Below are 19,224 nucleotides of genomic sequence, written 5' to 3' on the forward strand. Positions count from 1 at the left end.
GAGGCATGACTTCATCAAAAATAATATAACATGTCATTTTTAGCTAAACTATTCGGATTCCAAAAAGATGTATCTGATAAAATTGAAATTCTAGACCCAAAGGCATACTCACAAGCTATCACAGATAAAAAAGTGCAATTAGTAGATGTTAGGACTGAAGAAGAGTTTATTAGCGGGCATATAGATAAGGCCGTAAACATAGATATCTTTAACGCCACCAATTTTATTAAAGCGTGTGAAAAAATGGACAAGGATAAACCCGTATATCTCTATTGTCGTTCTGGTGCAAGGAGTCAGAAAGCAGCTAGAAAATTAATTGATATGGGCTTTGAAAAAGTGTACGATTTGAAAGGTGGTTTTATGAGATGGAAATAAATTTCATTATCATAGGCTCTACCTCATGTTTAATTAAAAAAAACCGATTATAAGAAATTATTCATCACACTATGGAATCAACAATTACAGTACAGAACATAAAATGTGGCGGATGCGCTAGCACTATTACCTCAAAATTATCAGAATTAGAAGACATCACAGATGTTTCAGTAGACGTAGTTTCTGGAACGGTGTCCTTTGAAACTACCAACAAAGATGGAATTCAGGAATTAAAAAATAAATTAAAATCGTTGGGGTATCCTGCAGCGGACGAAAAGAATGGATTGGACCAAAAGGTAAAGTCCTTTGTTAGTTGTGCAACGGGTAGATTTAAATAAGGTTGGGAGGGTTCTACTTCCCAAGCATATGACCTAGCGACTTTTGATTTATATACTGACAAAATAAGAAGTTAACCGTTCTTAACAGTATAATTAAAACCCATTATAAGGGATAGTAATCCCCACGATAAATTTGTAATTTTGTACCAAATTAAGGGATCTATGACTATTCATAATTTAGGGGAAGGTAATTCTTTGTTAAACCAGTTTGTTGCCGAATTAAGGGATGTGGACATCCAAAAAGATGCGATGCGTTTTAGAAGAAATATTGAGCGCATAGGGGAAATCCTTAGTTATGAATTAAGCAAAACCTTAGACTATCAACAAAAGACTATTACTACCCCATTGGGAACCAAGGAGATGAGCATACCCAACAATGATTTGGTATTGTGCTCCATTCTTAGGGCTGGTTTTCCCTTACACCAGGGAATCCTTAATTATTTTGACATGGCTGAAAATGGATTTATTTCTGCTTTCAGACACCATCCAAACGACGGGGACGAATTTGAGGTTGTGGTAGAATATTTTGCCACCCCTTCTTTAAAGGATAAAACATTGATCTTGATAGATCCTATGTTAGCTACAGGCAGAACCATGGAAAATGTTCTAAAATGTCTTGAGAAGTATGGCATCCCCAAACAGATACACCTTGTATCGGTCATTGGTTCCAAAGAAGGAATAGCACACGTGGAAGAGGTATTCCCCGATAACACCCATTTATGGATTTCTGCCGTTGATGATGCATTGAATGGTAGGGGTTATATTCTTCCTGGGCTTGGCGATGCTGGTGATCTTTGTTATGGGAGTAAGCTATAGAGTAGAAGCTAATTAAGATATAAAATTACACTCCTTAAATCAAAATAAAATACCTGGGCTCCCCCAGGTATTTTAAAACTAACAAACTCAAACAAAACAAACTTACTTTTACCATGGCTTAGAAACGCCTTGTAATATCCAAGGCTTAGACCACGGTGTATCGTTTTCTATATATCCTGGAACATCATCTGTGTGCGAGGTAGTCTCCAAGCTATTTAAGGCAGAATAATAATTTTCTCTATTTAGGGTACTATTTGAAGTTGGATACACAAAACGTACTGGGATTACGGTAGATTTTGCAAAAGGACCTGTTTGAAGATCAGGTAAACCTGTACGTCTCCAATCCAAATATGCTTCCGATGCCGAACTAAAATTGGCGATCCACTTTTGTTCCATAATTTGCTCTAGGCTACCATCAAAAGCTACAGCAGGGTTGCTTATATAATCTGAATATTGATCACCTATTCCCCATGTTTCAAAAGAAGCTTCCACTCCTTTGTTATAGTTACCTTCAGCATCAGAACCCCATCCTTTTAATGCCGCCTCCGCTTTAAGAAAGCATACTTCCGCGTATGAGAATATTCTAGCCTTAAGATTTGGTCCTTTTACGGCATCAAACATTGGATTCATCAAAGATACATGTGGATTTCCCCCTCCTTGAACAGGGTTTGGGTTTAGATTATAGGTATAGGGTTCGGACCCTTGATAAGACACTGGAATACCCACATAAACACTATTAGTATCTATTAAATTTAAGCCAGCTTCACGATCTGCATACCAGGTTGCAGGATCAAAAATCTTAAGCCCGTTGGGTGCCAGCGTCTCTTCGTTTATATAGCGAACACCATCTACCACCGTATCATCGGCACCACCAGGCACCTCAGAGGCTGGTACTACTTTAATAGGAATTTCAACAGCATCAAACCAAATGGACCTTCTTGGATCATCCAATTCGGCCAATTTATAGGTAAATGTAGTACATGGTTTAACCCTAGTAAAGCTAGAAGGAGAACCCTGCTGTCCATTACTAGGCTGGGAATCGAATGCTCCCGTTCCTAAATAAGGTATTGCACATTCCTCATCTACACTAGAGATTAAAGGTTTTGCTAAGGTAGCTTGTACTCCAGTACCTGCAAATCCAGGATCTTTTTCAGAGAACCTCATATAATATCTAAGAGCCAAAGAGTTAGCATATTTCATCCATTTCTCTGCATCTCCTTGAAAAAAGATATCCTGCGTAGCTCCAAATACCTCTAGGTTCCCCATATTGGAGGAAAGCATGGCCGAAGCTGCTTCAAAATCAGCAATAACCCCTTTATAAACAGATTCTTGGGTATCGTACTTTGGTAAAAGAATTTCCCCATCACCTTGTAAGGCCTCGGTGTAGGGCACATCTCCGTAGAAATCTGCTAGAAGAGCAAAATTATGTGCAATTAGGATTGTCGCCACCGCTTCATGAAATTTAAAATCCAATTCTTTGGCTCTTTCCAAAGCTAATTTAGCAGAACGTAAATTATTGTAATAGCCATCCCAACCACTACCAGACCAGTCGTAATTATTATTTCCCCAAGCGTCTTTTTGGGTATACTGTACAAAGGCAGATAACGGATCGCTATACCCTTTATTCCCAATATCCATCGCCGTATTAGCCATTACATCCGTTAATAAAAAACTCGGATTAGCTTCATCTAGGTTTAACCCATTGGGGTTGCTATTTATATCTGTAATGTCGTTGTCACAGGAAGATGTGGACAAGAGGCACACTACAAACATCAGTTTTAATAGTTTATTTATAGAAGTCATAATTATATCGTATTTAGTATTAATTGCCTTTATTTAGAAACTTACATTAAGTTTAAAACCAATTGGGATTGCCCATGGATTAACATTAAAACGCTCTATACCTTGCTTAAACTGAATACCACTACGACCCTGGGTAGAAGATTCTTGCTGGAAAGCCATTTCTGGATCAATTCCTATATCTGCTTTAGTCCACAACATGATATTTCGGCTAAATAAAGAGATAGCTAAATTTTGCAGTCCTATCTGCTGAATAGCCTTATTAGGCACAGTATAGGTAAGGGAGACTTCTCGCAATTTTATAAAATCGGCATCGAAAGTTGCTGTTCTTGCAAAATCCCACCCATAATGATCTTGGTATCTGGTATATACTGTCCCTGGCCCTCCTAAATTCTCTGCTACGGCAACAAATTTTCCATTATCGTCATAATCTCCTTGCACTCCTGGCATAAACACTCCATCATTCAGTGTAATACCACCTTCGGTTACCGGATAGCCGCCCGCATCTGCTGTTGGCCCACCTACTAAAACGTAGAACTCCCCATTTTCAGAAAGGTATTTATCTGCATTGTCTTTTAGGAATGATGGCACATCGCCCACATTACTAAAATTATAAAGCTTGTCTAACCAACGTTGGGTGTGCATATCGGACTCACCATACCTATGGGTTTGTGAAATAAACTGACCTCCTTTTCTCCAGTCGAAATTCATAGAAATAGACCAGTTTTTATAGGAAGCGGAAGTGGTCATCCCAAGGTTAAAGTCGGGATTAAAGTTACCTATAATAGGCGCCACCCTCTTACCATCTGCATCCTCTAATGTTCTATCGCTATCCTCAAAACCAGAATCATCTATAATTGGCCAACCATGGTAAGGCGAACTAGGATCATCTACACGAACTAAGGCACGGTCAATAATATTACCAATTTCCTCTCCTAACCAAGTGATTGCTCCTCCTTTTGCATCTTCCCAAAAAGTAACCGAGTTCATTCCGTCTACCAGTTCCATTACTTTGGTACGGTTACGTCCAAATACAAATCCCATATCCCAGTTCCAATCGGCATTACTAACTATCGTTCCACTTAGTCCAGCTTCTACACCATTACTCGTAATTAGTCCCGCGTTTATAAATCTAGATCCGTAACCCGATGAAATGGGAGTGTTTACAGGGAAAATTTGATCTTTGTTTTCGCTTTCGTAATAGGTAAAATCCATTCGAAGTCGATTATTAAAAAAGGCCAAATCGGTTCCTACTTCCCATGAATTTTGGGATTCCGACTTTAAATCTGGATTTAAAAGGGTTCCTGGAACAGACAGCATGGATCCGTTACCCCAAGAATTGCCACTATTTAAAACAGGCTGCAAATTATAGGGATTGGTATCATTCCCTACCTCTGCATAACCGGCACGTAATTTTATCAGAGAAATGTCCCCTGCTAAATTTAGCGCCCTATGAACCAATAAACTTGAAGATATAGAAGGATAGAAATAAGAATTATTGTTATCTGGAAGCGTACTAGACCAATCGTTTCTACCAGTTGCATCTATGTAAAACATATCTTTAAATCCCACGCTCACTAAACCATATAGACTATTCACCTGTCTTTCACTCTTATAGGAAGCATAATTAAGGTTGTCTGGAGCTATATTTGTTAATGTAAAGAGTCCAGGAGCTAAGATACCAGATCCTCTATTTTTTGTGGAATTAACTACGGAAGATGATTTAGTAGATCTTTTATTTCCACCTACAGAAGCTGAAAAATCCCAATCCTGATATTTCTTCGCATAAGTAAGCAAGAAATCAACATTGATTTCATTGCTTAGGATATTCTGAATACCATAGGCTCCGTTAATATCTCTCGTATATCCTTTAGACATTTTGGTTTCTCTAACTTCATTTATCTCATCAAAATTGTAGCGCGCCATGGCAGAGAACTCATCCGTTATTTTCCATTCTGCCTTAACATTCCCATAAAATCTATTCCTCTCAAAACTGTTATTTACTTCATGTGCTAAGAAATAAGGGTTATTCCACTCCGTATCGGTTGGATCGTCCCCAAAAGCAAAGGGAGAATTTTGGCGAAAGCCTTCATAACCTGGCAGCCAATAATCCTTCATTTGTCGTACATCTATATGAGGAGCAATTTCATATAGTGCTTGGATCGGATTTGCTCCCCGGTTAGTTGCAGGCCTATTGTCGGCTCCAGATTTTGTATAATTTAGGCTAGAGCTCACCTGTATAGCATCGATTAATTTCAGAGCAGAATTTAAACTGATACTGTGTTTATTAAGATCTGAATTTGGAATAAACCCTTTATGCTTTAAGTCGGAATATGATAACCTATAATTTATTCTTTCTGTATTATCCTGAATAGATATATTGTTGGTTGTAGATACAGCCGTATTGAAGAAATTAGACGCATTGTCATAAGATTTTAATTCCCTTGGAACTGGAATCCCACTTGCTATTTCTTCTTGAGAGTAAGGCCAGTGAATTGCTTTTATACCTTGATCTAATGCCGGACCCGCCCATGCAGAGGCAGTTTCTCCAATAAGTATTGCGCCATAGGTATTAGCGGGAAAATTATCTTCGGTAAAAGGTCTAGACCCCGCAGCAAACTTTCTATGGGTATCCAAATAACGGTAAGGAATATCAAAAACAGTGCTAGAATTAATGGTAACTCCGAGTCCTTTTTTTGCTTTCCCTGATTTAGTGGTAATTAAAATAACCCCATTCGCAGCCCGCGAACCATACAAGGCGGCTGCACTAGCTCCTTTAAGGACCGTCATACTCGCTATATCATCGGGGTTGATGTCGGAAATGGCATTTCCATAGTCCACTCTATTCTCCCTTCCTATTTCACTAATATTATTCACGGAACTAATAACTGGTGTTCCATCTATTACAAATAGTGGTTGGTTGTCACTCGATAAAGACGAGGCCCCTCTAATATTAATATTCACAGTAGATCCAGGACCTCCAGTGGAATTGATAGCCACCCCAGATACTTTACCGGAAAGAGCATTCATGGCGTTTTCTTGAGGGACGTTATCTATAGCATCGCCACTAACTTCACTCACCGCATATCCTAAAGATTTCTTTTCTCTAGAAATACCAAGTGCTGTTACTACCACCTCATCTAACTCTTCCGAAGAGGTTTCCATTATCACATTAATGGTAGTTTGGTTTCCTACGCTCACCTCTTTATCTTTCATTCCCAGATATGAAAAAGCAAGTATGGCATTTCCGCTGGGTACAGTAATGCTATAGTTTCCATCAAAATCGGAGGTTACTCCAGTAGTAGTTCCCTTAATTACAACAGAAACTCCAGGCAGTAATTCTCCCGTATCACTACTGATAACTCCTGTCACCTCTTGCTGCCCATACATGAAGGAAGTCATCATGCCCAACAGAAGAAGCAATAAGATTTTAAAATTATGTTTTTCCATATTCTAGTATTTTAACGGTTTGGTTAATTCTATTTCTAACAAATCTATCTCATTATTAACACTATACTGCATTACATATTATTAATTATACAGTAAATCTTAACCTATTATGAGTATATATTAAATAAAATGGATTTTATTGTTAATTTAATATTACCAACTAAACAGCTAATCCATTAAACTATAGATAGAATTTGATAAGAATATTACCGTTGAAAGCACTAGAAAACTTCTAAAAAACCCCTAAATGTGATTTCCAGATAATGGATAATAGTAGGTAGACCTGAATTTAATCAAATAAATCAGGGAGGGGGGCATTCTATTATTTTAGAGAATATGTTTTAAATCTTCAATTTGGGATATGGTATATGTGGCGCTGGGCACTTGTCCAAATCCGTAATCAGCAAAGACAAATGGTAGGTTATTGTCTTCTGCCGCCAAATAATCCCCTAAGGTATCGCCAACATAAAGTGAGTTACTTAATCCATTTCTTTTTATAAGCATTTCAATATTCATAGCCTTAGATTTGCCTGTATTACCGGAGCATTCAAAATCTTTAAAATAATGCTCCAATTTATGATACTCATAAAAAGCTTCGATATAACCAGCCTGACAATTACTGACTATGAATAGCGAATACTTCTTGCTTAAGGCCTTCAATGTTTTTTCTAATCCAGGATATAAAACACCGCCAACCTCCTTGATATCCTTAACCTCCTGTTCATAGCAACTGTTCATAATTTTGTCTTGCTGTTCTGTTGAGAGATAGGGAAAAAGCTTCTCTCCCACTAAACTATGTTGCATCCCCATAATACCTTGTATATCTTCCTTGGAAACAGGATTTTTTATACAATCGAATCTATTGAGGGAGGTATGCCAAGCTTTAACACTCATGGGCATGGGATCCCAAAGCGTACCATCTAGGTCAAAAATGATATTTTCTAAATTACTTAATAATCCGTTAAGCCCCATTTTATTGCCATCTAACTTAAATTTACTACCTCACCCGTTTTGGCAGAGGTATAGGCTGCATCCACAATGTCTAGCACCGTTTGTCCTTCAACAAGTCCTGGAACAGGTTGTTTTCTATTTTTAATACAAGATACAAAATGTTCCATTTGGCGAGTATAGATTATTTGATCGCAGTGCTCATCCCTTTTAGGAAGTTCTGGCACTGTTGTAATAGCATCTTCTCCATTTTTCATTTTTAAATATGTGGGAAAGAGATTGGCATATCCTTTGGTCCCAAAAAGGCTGGTACTAGCTTCTGGTCCATCCATGTGGGGATGCCACCATCCGCTCTCAATAATACTTTCTGTCCCATTGTCCCATGTAATAATCAAAATACCGGTATCATCCACGTTATAATCACCAAATTCTGTAGAAATCCTAGCATATACCTTAATGGGCATAGGGTCTCCTAAAATGTACCTTACGGCATCAATGGCATGTACCCCCATATCTGCTAAGGCTCCGCCCCCGGCCAATTCCTTCTTGGTAAACCATCCAGAAGGCCCCCAATTTTCATGTATTCCATATCCTTTGGTCTTAAAGATTTTACCTAATTTCCCAGATAACACGGTCTCCTTAATATACTGCATATCAGCATCAAATCGCCACATATGTCCTACCATTACCAATTGGCTTTGCTCATTGGCCACTTTCGCTATTTGCTTCCCTTCATTTCCATTTATCGCCATAGGTTTTTCCAGAAAAACGTCCTTGCCTTTTTCTAAAAATGCAATGGCATAGGGCGCATGAAATTGATTAGGGGTGCTAATAATAACCGCATCTAAGGTATTATCTTCTACCAAGGAAGCAATATTGTTATAGGCCTTCTCAATCCCATATTTAGTAGCAAACCTCTCAGCATTCTCGATGTTTTTTGAAACCACGGCGACTATTTCCACTTCTGGTATTGTCTGAAGACCGCGGGCGTGATAATCTGCGATAAAGCCTGCACCAATAAGGGCTATTTTAATTTTTTTCATTTTTTTTGATTTGCTTGTATAGCAAAGTGACTTCACGGTTATAGCTCAATTTAATTCATTAAAAGCTTTTAGCATTCTAGACAAACGATCGGTCAGAATAAAATTGACTCCTAAATCTAATAATTCCTTCACTCTCGCTACTTCTTCGGAATGATAATAATTGATGTAGACCCTATTATCTTTTAGCCTTTTTATATCTGTATACATATTTATATCATCGCGATTATTTTTTAATTGAATAAATGCAAAGCCTTTTTCTATGGGCTGATCAATATATTCTGTACGAGAGGACATTCTTTCCACATTACAGATCATAATTTTTGGACTAACTTGCCTTACTCCATTAGCCGCCCCTTTTTCGCAAGCAATAATAGCCTGATGGATTCTATTGGCCGCAATCACAACTTCTGCCGTTGCATAACCCAATAGTTCATCTCCTTTTAAATGGATGTTAAGCCAAATATCCTTAGGCATTATATGAAGCACCTCCTTTAAGGTGGGAACCTTTTCCCCTTCAAATTCTTCAGATTTCCATTTTCCTGCATCTAGGTGTTTAATTTCTTTAAGAGTTAAATTTCCTACTCGTCCCCAGCCATTGGTTGTCCTATTCACTGTTTCATCATGCATGATCACCAACACTTTGTCTTTGGTCAACTGAACATCAAACTCAATCATCTGCGCTCCCAATCTAATAGCTTCTTCAAATGCCGCTAAGGTATTCTCAGGGTGGGTTTCACTGGCTCCCCTATGGGCGCAGATACCTTTATCTGGCATATCATAGTTTGCTTTGCTCCCTAATGCATCTTGTGCAGAAATAAAGGTGGGATACACAAATAGCAATAGAACAAGAATGAGCGTTATCATCCTGTTAAACATATCGATTTTAATAGCTATCAAGGTTTCTATATTTGGTAAATGCTTAATCCATTAATTCCTCTGCATGGGAGTAGATTTTTTTTATGGCCAATGCTATTAAATCCATATCTGCCTTGGTTCCCATCAGCACTTTGTGGTGTACACAAACAGATTCTTCTTTAAAAATACGTTCACAAACGGGTAGTGAAAATCGCTTGGGATCAATAGCCTTCCAATAGAATTCATCTAGCTTATGGCGGGCTGGTTTGGTATGTGGCACATATAAGGAGCAGTTATTTAAAGGTTCATAGCTAGCATCTACCACAATTCCTAATTCGGCCTCCAACGCACTTCTAAATTTCTCTATGGGCAGGCCCTTAAATTCATCTTTATGATATCTAAAGGCGAAATTAAAATATGCTTTTTTGGTTTCCCTTATATCTCGTTTTATAGGAGAAACCCCATCAATATCCTCCAACAGGGAATTTAAATACTCCCCATTAGCATCTCTATTGGCATTCTGAGCTGGTAGGCGTTTTAGACCTTCTATTAAGATGGCGGCTTGAAATTCAGTAATTCTAAGATTCCCAGACTGAATAAAGTTACCATCATCGTCCCCATAATCTCCCGCTCCCTTATCTACTTCTTCCAACATAGTTTCTTCTGGTCTACGCCCGCAATTCCTCAGCGCATCTAGTCTTTCTGCTAGTTCGGGATTATTAGTGGTTACAGAACCCCCTTCCCCAGCCGTTAAATGCTTGGAAAGTTGATAACTAAAACTTCCTATATCCCCAATACTTCCTGCTTTATTCCCATTCCATTCCCCACCGTGCTTATGGGCGCAATCCTCAATTACATACAAATTATGTTTCTTGGCAATTTCCATAACGGCATCCATATCGGCAAAGGCACCATACAGGTGTACTGGAATTATAGCCTTTGTCCTTGGGGTGATGGCTTTTTCTATTTCCTTTGGATCTATACACCAGTTATCCTCACTTACATCTACTAATATAGGGGTAGCATTAACATCTATTACCGTAGCTGCTGTGGCCTGCCAGGTGAGTCCGGGTACTATAACCTCATCTCCTAGTCCAACCCCCAATGCTTCTAAAGCTATTTGCATGGTTACCGTACCATTCACCGTACAGATGGCATGTTTAACTCCAGTATATTCCGCAAAAAGCCTATTAAATTCGGTTTCTTTGGGACCGTTATAAGACCACACCCCACTATGTAAAACTTCTAATAAACCCTTTTCTTCTTCCTTTCCCCACACCGGCCATTTTGGCCAGGGATTTTTGATGGTATCCCTACTAGGTGTTCCCCCATTTATTGCTAGTTTTTTCATGTTCTTTTAGATTGATGTTATTACTACATACCTTACTATCCTAAGATATCAACATTATTTTAAGTTCCACCCTTCTACCTTTAATTCTGCTTCCCCTTTAAAGGTATAAGTAGCAGAAAGGAGTCGTTCTTCTCCGGGCAATAAGCTTATAAAGTTATCCTCCCAAAAAATGGGGAGAATTAAATCCCCCGTGGATTTATCCACCATCTTAAGATTTATTAAAAAGGCAATATGATTGCTACTGTTTTTTAGTTGAACCTCAATGTTTTGATTTTTCCCGTCTTGACTAAAATGATGCGTCTCAAATACTTGGACTTTTGGCAAGAGGTTTAGTTCTGTAAGATCTGCATATTCTTTGCTAGGGGTATGAAAGGCAAAATCCCCCAAGTCAGCCTCATAATCTAACATCTCCTCTTTTTTGGATAGCCAATAAAAGTTATTAGCTATTTCGTTAGTCTCAGTATCTAATAATCGTAAGTCAACGAAATAAGTAGTTGATAAGCTCGTAAATTCCTTCAATTTAAAAATGGATGCCGATGAATCTGCCTCCAAGGAAAGCGGCACTTTTTCATTTAACACTAACTCTGAGTTTATGGAAAACACCCTAATATGAGCCTCTAGATTTTCTACTCGATACCGATGATCATTTACAGCATAAATGTGTTTATCTCCATAATTATAGATAAGATTTAATGGGGAACAGGCTTTTTTAGTGGCGTAAAAGGCGGCAGTTGGATTTAAATAATAATCGTACAATTGCCAATACATTTTGGGCCAAGCTGCATTCAGCATCCACTGAATTAACCCCGTGCATCGTTCTTTATACACCTGAAAAGCTTCAAACATGGGTCTCATTAGCTCATAATTCATCGCTTGGGCCTTCTTATCAAATTCCGTTAGCGAATTTGGAGTTCCATATCGTTCGTTGATAGCTTTGGTAAACCGACTTAAATCAGAAAACTCGTATCTCCCACAATGGTAATCCCAAACTTCACTAATTGGCCATAGCTGGTCTTTAGGGATCATTCTTTTTAAACTTTCTAATTGAGGAACCTGGGCTCCAGGACCTGTTTCTGTATTAAATCCATAGGCACCCCCAAATTGGGTATCCGTAAACCAATATACCGGTGCCGTATAGGCATAGGGACCTAACATTTTTACTCCTGAAGATCCGCTAATCTCACTAATTACGTCTTCACTACCCACTACATGTTGGTCGCTCCCCACCCCGCCAGTAGAATTTAAATAAGGCCGGGTAGGATCATATTTAGCAAAGGTATCCACGTACTTTTGCTCCAGTTGGGTAATGGGCACCTTATCACTAGCTACTGTCCATACAAAAATGCTAGGATGGTTACGCAGCCAAACCACCTGATCTTCCCACGCTTGGGCAATATGTGCGATGTCTTTGGGTTTATAAACCCCTCCAAAACGTTCGTTCACGGGCACTCCCATATGAATTTCATGCTCCCAATGACAGCTCCATCCTACCATCAGCAAAATCCCATGTTGGTCACATAGGTCATACAGTTTATGGTCTTTTCCCCAAACCCCTTCTAAACGGATGCAATTAAGGTTCATATGTTTTACATACTTAACTTGGGCTTCTATATTTTCATCGGTATCCATCAGAAGCATATCATCTGTCCACCCACCTCCTTTTATCATAACTTTTTCACCGTTAATTTTAAAGCCACGATGCGTATCGTCTAACCAATAATCTTCTACTTCTCTAATTCCGAACATTAGGGTGGCGGCATCCACAACGCTATCTTCTTGCACAAATTCCAACTCCAAATGGTATAAGTTTGGTTCTCCCATTTGTACTGGCCACCAAAGTTTTGGGTCCTTAAAATTGAGTTGGGGAAATTCATCACTTGATAAGATGACCAGCTTCTTTTCTTTGGGAGCAAGGATAACTTCTTTTTTAAACGAAATGGATTCTATAGCCCCAATAAGCTCCCCAGAAATAGTAATATCGGAATAGTTGGTTAATTCCGCTGAAACGGTAAGATTGGCTTCTTCTAAAGTTTGAAGATTGACTTTGGTCTGCACAAAAGGTTTTTCAATCTGCACCCCGCCATGAAGATGCAAGGTCACGGGTCTAAATATGCCCATATTTCCATCTGGGGGCGCAGGATTCCAATCTACAAAACCAGTACTGAAATCTCCGGGTGTTGGTGGAATAACCTCAATTGCTAGTATATTGGTCCCACTAATAATGTAATTACTTATATCAAAAGAAGTAATCCTAAAGGCTCCATCAATATCCTTGGTATTGGCTATAAGATTACCATTTAGCCACACATTAGCTTTATAATTAAGCCCGTCGAAAGTTATATTCGCGAAATTTTCGGTTTGTTCTTTAGTAAATTCAAAATTAGTAGCATACCACCATGGCACCTTAAAAAGTTCAGTTGGAATTCGCTTTAAATTTTCCCCATAATAAGGATCAGGATATGTTCCATTAGCGACCAAAGTACTTAAAACAGTTGATGGTACTTTAGCAGCGATCCAGTCCTTTGAAATAGAGAAGGTCGTAGAAATTTCTTCTCCCTTTTCCAAAACTTTATTTGAACTCTGGATTCTCCAATTATCGGACAACGCAATTTTACCGGAATTATACATTTCACAGAACTTATTATTCTTTGTTAGCCTTTAATTTCTTTATAATATTTCTCGATCTCCATATCATACCTCCTCCTATAGCTATTAGCAGTAATCCAGCAACCATATCGGTCATATGTTGAATAAAGGTGTCCGTAAAAATCATGGCAAAAAGCACTATCACCCCAAAAATGAAAATGAAAACCCCTAGGGCATTGTTAATTTGGGCAGATTTTATTCCAGCATCTATTTCATTTGGTTTCATATTTTATTTAGGATTAAGGGGTTAAAAACTATAATAGATCGATGCCAGTATTGCCAAAACACAAATAGACCACAGTTTTAAATTGTTATACCAATGTCGGTCTTCCTTCGCTATACCCTCGTAAACATACTCGGTGGGTAACAATAATACCAACACTCCAATAAGCCCATACAAGCTAAGGAATATCATTTTTGCCGTTTCTTGAGAAACACCGGAAAGCCAGTCAAAATTGAACATGTTACACAGTTTTATTTTTTACCAAAATTTTAGAACTAAACACCAAGCCTTGCAGCTGCTCATCGGAATGTTTCTTTGTAAGTAAACTAACCGTCATATTTATGATAAAGCTTAGTAAGAAGGACCACCAAGAAATATATAGGAAAGGGTCTTCAATAGTGAAGAATTGCTCTTTAAACACATTTAAGTAAATAGCAAATCCAATTCCGATTACCAATGCGGAAAGGCCGCCCCATTCAGTAGTTCTTCTCCAAAATATTCCCAATAAAAGAATAGCGAATATGGGGCCTTGGAAGTAGGACATAAAGGTCTGAATGGCAACATAAATCCCAGGGAAATCACTACTAATAGGTGAGGTAGCCACCCCAACTACCAATAAAACTAGAGTTGTAATTTGCCCCACTTTTAGATAATGTTTATCATCTGCTCCTTTTTTAATAAAAGGTTCGTAAATATCCTTGGTAAATAAGGTGGCCGTAGAATTTAATAACGAATCTACGCTAGACATGAGTCCGGCAAAAAACGCGGCGAACATAAGTCCGACTAACCCAGGTGGTAGAATAGATTTAATCATCATGGGCAGCGCTTGATCCCCGTCTAGCAATCCGGGATGTACCACTACAGCCATAAGACCTGGAAACAATACCAAGATGGGAATAAACATTTTTAAAGCAGAGCCAAAAATCATACTCGCTTTTGCATGCCATTCATTTTTAGCGGTAAGACAACGCTGTACTATAGATTGGTTACCTATCATATATGCATTGGCCATAACAAAGGTGAGTCCAAATAAAATTCCTGTCCATGGAAAGGGAGATTTTGTATCCTGTGGTTGAATGATATCAAAATGGTTTCTGTACTCTGGTCCCATAGTGCTTATTTTTTCAACCATATTATCCCAACCACCAACTTCGTAAAGACTGAGAAAAACCAAGGCAAAACCTCCAATGAACATGATTATAAACTGAACCACATCGGTCATTATAACTGCGGTAATTCCACCAAAATAAGTATATAGCCCCACCACTCCAGCAGTAGAAATTATAGAAATCCATATGGGCCAACCCATAAGCACGTTTAATAATACCGCACTTGCCCAAAACAGAACCCCCAAATCCAAGGCAAAAAATAGAATCCATGTTACCGAAGCAATGGTCCTTACCTTTTGGTTATACCTTCTTCCCAAATATTCAGGAATGGTATACATACCGCCACGCCAGAAATAAGGAATAAAAATAAATGCAGCCAATAACATTGCAGGCACAGAACCTACCCAATCAAAATTACCTACAGAAACACCGTATCTATAAGCTTGCCCCGAAACTCCAACAAAATCTAAGGCACCAATATCCGATACTACAATAGACATCCCAATAGCCCAAAAAGGCAGGCTTTTACCTCCTAGAAAATAGTCTTCGGAGCTATTGACATATTTTTTGAAATATAGCCCTAGTAATAACATACCTATTATGTAAGCTATTACTATGAAATAATCGATTCCTGCTAACATACACCGCTATTTTAGTATTGAAGTTGTTTTTTAGCGAACAGAATTCATTTCTCCAGACCACCATAATTTGACCTACATCTACCTCCTTTCTGTTTTCCAATCCTAACAAAGGAAAAAATATTAAATATGAATCTCTTAGCATATATTACTCAATACGCATTAGATATTGTCCCAATTGTATATTTTATTGAATTATTATTATAAAATGAGTTAATATTATTGCATAGCTTTAAATCAAGTTTAATATTCATTTAAATTGGAGAAGCATGGGTGAAAAAATAAGATGGGGAATTTTAGGTACAGCAACCATTGCAGTAGAACAAGTTATACCTGCCATACAAGAGAGCAATTATGGCATATTAGGTGCTATTGCTTCCCGAAATATATCTAAGGCTAAGGAAGTTGCAAAGCACTATTTAGAGGTAAAAGCATATAGGGATTACCAGGAATTGTTAAACGATCCCAATATTGATGTCGTTTACATTCCTTTGCCCAACCACCTCCATGTACCTTGGGCTATAAAAGCAATAAAAGCTGGCAAACACGTTTTGGTAGAAAAACCAGTTGGCACCACCAAAAAAGAAGGGGAGTTACTACAACAGGCTGCTCAAGAGCATCCTCATTTAAAGGTGATGGAAGCCTTTATGTACCGATTTCACCCTCAATGGATAAAAGCGAAAAAGTTAATTACCGAAAATGCAATTGGCAAGGTGGGTATTATAAGTTCTTCGTTTTCATTCTTTGATGATGACCCAAATAGCATCACCAATAAGAAGGAGTTTGGTGGCGGAAGTTTACGAGATATAGGCTGTTATTCCCTTTCCCTCTCTCGTTATATTTTTGAATCTGAACCTATCGCTGTTTCGGGGGTACTGGGGTTGGACCCAGTAACAAAAGTAGATCTCTTTGCGAATGGTATTTTGGAATTTAAGGAGGGGACTTCTACGTTTTTTAGTTCAATCCGACTTACAGATCATCAAAGCACACAAATTTATGGCACTGAAGGAAGCATAGAATTTCAGCTTCCTTTTAATCCGCCTATAAACCAACCTTCAAAAATCTGGATCCATAGGGAAAATGGATCAGAAACCATCACCTTTAATACTTGCAATCAGTACACCTTACAAATAGACGCCTTTAATCTGGCAATAATAAACAATACGGATGTACCTACTCCCTTACAGGATGGCATTAATAATATGGCGGTATTAGAGAAATTGGAAGAAAGTCATGAGATAGGGGGAAGGGTTTTGCTGTAAAGTAATGCCCACTACGGAATATTATTTACCCAATTTTTCAACCACCTAGATTTGCCTAAAATCGATGCTTATCTCCTGCTATGCACCCACCTGTTTCGTGAGTTTATTTACCGCCAAAGCAATGGCTCCGTCCCCGGTAACGTTACAAGCGGTACCAAAACTATCCATTGCGATATACAAAGCTATCATGAGCCCTTGCATTTCTTCATTAAAACCTAGCATAGATTGAAGAATACCTATAGCAGCCATTATAGCACCTCCAGGCACACCAGGAGCAGCCACCATAGCTATACCTAGCATAAATATAAAGCCTGCAAAAAGAGTAAAAGTAAATGGAATTCCCTGCAAAATCATTAAGGCCATGGCACAGGCGGTAATTTTCATAATACTACCAGAAAGGTGAATAGTTGCACATAAAGGAATTACAAAACCTGCAATTTTTTTAGACACCCCATTTTTTATAGCCTGTTCTAAGGTAACGGGAATTGTTGCTGCTGAGGATTGTGTACCCAAAGCCGTAAAATAAGCTGGTAACATGGTCGCCAATAATTTTATAGGATTCTTTTTTGTAAGTAAGCCAGCAATAACATATTGTATGGCTAGTAAAAGAATATGCAAAGCAAAAATGACCCCTATAATCGTTACAAATACAGAAAGCACGGAATATACCTTTCCATTAAAAGCCATACCTGCAAAGATTCCAAGAATATATAGCGGCAAGAGAGGAACAATTACCTTCTCTATCAGTTGCATTATAATGACCTGAAAATCCTTAACTACAGCACCTAGGGCTGATTTCTCCTGATAAGATAGGCCAAGACCAATTAGAAAAGCAAATACCAAGGCCGTCATTACATCTAAAGCAGGTGGAATGGTAATACTAAAATAAGGCAATAGTTCTTTTCCCGTTTCTGTAATACTCGCGGCATTTGCTGCATGGGACTCTAATAATGTTGGGAAAATTCCCGCCGCAGCAAAGTAGGTCATAAAACCCGAAAAAAGGGTGGAGCCATAGGCGATAGCGGCAGTTAATAAAAGAAGCTTCCCCGCTCCCCTACCTAAATCGGATATAGCAGGCATAATTAGCCCCATAATAATTAAAGGGATGGAGAAATTTAAAAACTGTCCAAAAAAAGCATTAAAAGTGGCAAAGATTCTGTTAACAGATTCAGGTAAAAAAAGTCCAAATACAATTCCTAGAACAATACCTAAAAACACCTTAAATAGCAGGTTAGAAAAAATTCGTTTCATAGAAGTAGATTACTTAGAATAAGGGGCTACAGTTATTTCTCCCTTAAGGCAAAGCCACTAAATGGACTCTATTTCACAACAGTTGAACACCCTAAAGGCACGGAAATTTTGCTAATATACAACCTAGGATAAATAAAAGCATTACGAAGATTAACAAAACTTTATCTGATTTAGTTCGTATTGTTACGAACTAAAAGTTATTTTTGTATAAGGATACTATAATTAGGTACTTTAAGAGCACTACTATTAACACTAAGTATACAAGACTAAAATCCAATCTCTAACACTTTTTTTCTCCGCTGCAGGAGGTTTAATCTAAAAAGACAATAAAGCAAATTTCTACAGGATATAAACTCATATTAATATAAAACCATCTAAATCAATCCAATATGGAAACAATGTTCTTAAAATCGATTAAAAAAGCCATTAAAAACTGGTATATTCCACTTCTTGTAGGAATATTTTTTATTATCGTTAGTATTGTTGCATTTACAGCTCCCTTAAGTTCACTACTTACTTTGGCTATTTTATTTGCTATGTCCTTTTTATTTGGCGGAGTATCCGAAATTATATTCTCCATTGTAAACAAGGATCAATTAGAAAATTGGGGATGGACCCTAGGTTTTGGGATTATTACTTTTATCGTTGGTATCCTATTACTTATTAATCCGGCTCTTTCTGTTAGTACTATAGCTTTTTATATAGGGTTTATAATTTTATTCCGCTCCATTGCAGCTATCAGCTTGGCTATGGATATTAAGAGATATGGTAGTAAGAATTGGGGAGCACTTTTAGCCTTAGGTATCTTAGGTGCTATATTCTCATTCATCCTACTATGGAATCCTTTATTTGTGGGAGTGAGTGTTGTGGTATTGGTAAGTCTAAGTTTTCTTTTTGCCGGATTATTTAGCATGTATTTCTCCCTTCAGTTAAGAAAACTCCATAAACATACTAAAACCATATCATCAGATTTAAGACAACGGTATGAAGAATTATCTGAAGACCTCCGTAGAGAGTGGAACAATCAGTAATTAGCACAGAAACTGCCTGTAACGAAATAGGGAGGGCAATAAAATAAATATCCATAGTCTTCCCTATTTCTATTTCTTAACTCAACGA

16 protein-coding genes are annotated in these 19,224 nt (G+C 38.0%); 5 read left to right on the forward strand and 11 right to left on the reverse strand.

Annotated features, from left to right (window positions below; translation table 11 throughout):
• The first annotated feature begins 30 nt into the window (after window positions 1–30).
• From H344_RS0106580 to upp, 3 genes are all read left to right on the forward strand, one after another.
• Window positions 31–375 carry a rhodanese-like domain-containing protein gene (locus tag H344_RS0106580; RefSeq protein ID WP_026809588.1) on the forward strand — a complete coding sequence of 115 codons (345 nt, stop codon included), beginning with the start codon at window positions 31–33 and terminating at the stop codon, window positions 373–375.
• 71 nt (window positions 376–446) lie between these two features.
• Window positions 447–713, forward strand: coding sequence for a heavy-metal-associated domain-containing protein (locus H344_RS0106585; protein WP_026809589.1), 267 nt, complete (start codon window positions 447–449; stop codon window positions 711–713).
• A gap of 162 nt (window positions 714–875) precedes the next feature.
• On the forward strand, window positions 876–1,529 hold the full coding sequence (gene upp / locus H344_RS0106590) for a uracil phosphoribosyltransferase (protein ID WP_026809590.1): 654 nt from the start codon (window positions 876–878) through the stop codon (window positions 1,527–1,529).
• Between the two features lie 108 nt (window positions 1,530–1,637).
• Here upp and H344_RS0106595 read toward each other — a convergent pair whose 3' ends face one another.
• From H344_RS0106595 to H344_RS0106635, 10 genes are all read right to left on the reverse strand, one after another.
• Window positions 1,638–3,332: a SusD/RagB family nutrient-binding outer membrane lipoprotein gene (locus H344_RS0106595; RefSeq protein ID WP_026809591.1), complete on the reverse strand. Its 1,695-nt coding sequence runs from the start codon at window positions 3,330–3,332 to the stop codon at window positions 1,638–1,640.
• Between the two features lie 33 nt (window positions 3,333–3,365).
• Window positions 3,366–6,779: a SusC/RagA family TonB-linked outer membrane protein gene (locus H344_RS0106600; RefSeq protein ID WP_157378169.1), complete on the reverse strand. Its 3,414-nt coding sequence runs from the start codon at window positions 6,777–6,779 to the stop codon at window positions 3,366–3,368.
• A gap of 327 nt (window positions 6,780–7,106) precedes the next feature.
• Window positions 7,107–7,751: an HAD family hydrolase gene (locus H344_RS0106605; RefSeq protein ID WP_026809593.1), complete on the reverse strand. Its 645-nt coding sequence runs from the start codon at window positions 7,749–7,751 to the stop codon at window positions 7,107–7,109.
• 11 nt (window positions 7,752–7,762) lie between these two features.
• Entirely contained in the window at window positions 7,763–8,770 is a 1,008-nt protein-coding gene (locus H344_RS0106610; protein ID WP_026809594.1) for a Gfo/Idh/MocA family protein, read from the reverse strand.
• 45 nt (window positions 8,771–8,815) lie between these two features.
• The gene (locus H344_RS20980) at window positions 8,816–9,634 is read right to left on the reverse strand and encodes a glycerophosphodiester phosphodiesterase (RefSeq protein ID WP_051254150.1); all 819 of its coding nucleotides are present in this window, start codon (window positions 9,632–9,634) and stop codon (window positions 8,816–8,818) included.
• Between the two features lie 55 nt (window positions 9,635–9,689).
• The gene (locus H344_RS0106620) at window positions 9,690–10,976 is read right to left on the reverse strand and encodes a DegT/DnrJ/EryC1/StrS family aminotransferase (protein WP_026809595.1); all 1,287 of its coding nucleotides are present in this window, start codon (window positions 10,974–10,976) and stop codon (window positions 9,690–9,692) included.
• A 54-nt stretch (window positions 10,977–11,030) separates the two neighbouring features.
• Window positions 11,031–13,604 (reverse strand): glycoside hydrolase family 2 protein, encoded by a 2,574-nt coding sequence (locus tag H344_RS19800; RefSeq protein ID WP_051254152.1) that lies wholly within the window; start codon window positions 13,602–13,604, stop codon window positions 11,031–11,033.
• A 13-nt stretch (window positions 13,605–13,617) separates the two neighbouring features.
• Window positions 13,618–13,848, reverse strand: coding sequence for a hypothetical protein (locus H344_RS0106630; RefSeq protein ID WP_026809596.1), 231 nt, complete (start codon window positions 13,846–13,848; stop codon window positions 13,618–13,620).
• Window positions 13,849–13,869: 21 nt separating this feature from the next.
• Window positions 13,870–14,085, reverse strand: a complete 216-nt coding sequence (locus H344_RS19805; protein WP_034256256.1) for a hypothetical protein — start codon at window positions 14,083–14,085, stop codon at window positions 13,870–13,872.
• A 1-nt stretch (window position 14,086) separates the two neighbouring features.
• Window positions 14,087–15,595: a sodium:solute symporter family protein gene (locus H344_RS0106635; RefSeq protein ID WP_026809597.1), complete on the reverse strand. Its 1,509-nt coding sequence runs from the start codon at window positions 15,593–15,595 to the stop codon at window positions 14,087–14,089.
• Between the two features lie 266 nt (window positions 15,596–15,861).
• Between H344_RS0106635 and H344_RS0106640 the strand changes: the two genes are divergently transcribed.
• Window positions 15,862–16,854: a Gfo/Idh/MocA family protein gene (locus H344_RS0106640; protein ID WP_026809598.1), complete on the forward strand. Its 993-nt coding sequence runs from the start codon at window positions 15,862–15,864 to the stop codon at window positions 16,852–16,854.
• A gap of 78 nt (window positions 16,855–16,932) precedes the next feature.
• Here the strand turns inward: H344_RS0106640 and H344_RS0106645 are convergent, their stop codons facing one another.
• A complete protein-coding gene (locus tag H344_RS0106645; RefSeq protein ID WP_026809599.1) occupies window positions 16,933–18,105 on the reverse strand; it encodes a dicarboxylate/amino acid:cation symporter in 1,173 nt (390 codons plus the stop codon).
• A gap of 389 nt (window positions 18,106–18,494) precedes the next feature.
• Here H344_RS0106645 and H344_RS0106650 point away from each other — a divergent pair, with 389 nt between their 5' ends.
• On the forward strand, window positions 18,495–19,136 hold the full coding sequence (locus H344_RS0106650; RefSeq protein WP_026809600.1) for an HdeD family acid-resistance protein: 642 nt from the start codon (window positions 18,495–18,497) through the stop codon (window positions 19,134–19,136).
• Window positions 19,137–19,224: the final 88 nt, after the last annotated feature.

This window comes from Arenibacter latericius DSM 15913 (assembly GCF_000424985.1).
In the GTDB taxonomy this organism is placed as follows: Bacteria; Bacteroidota; Bacteroidia; order Flavobacteriales; family Flavobacteriaceae; genus Arenibacter; species Arenibacter latericius.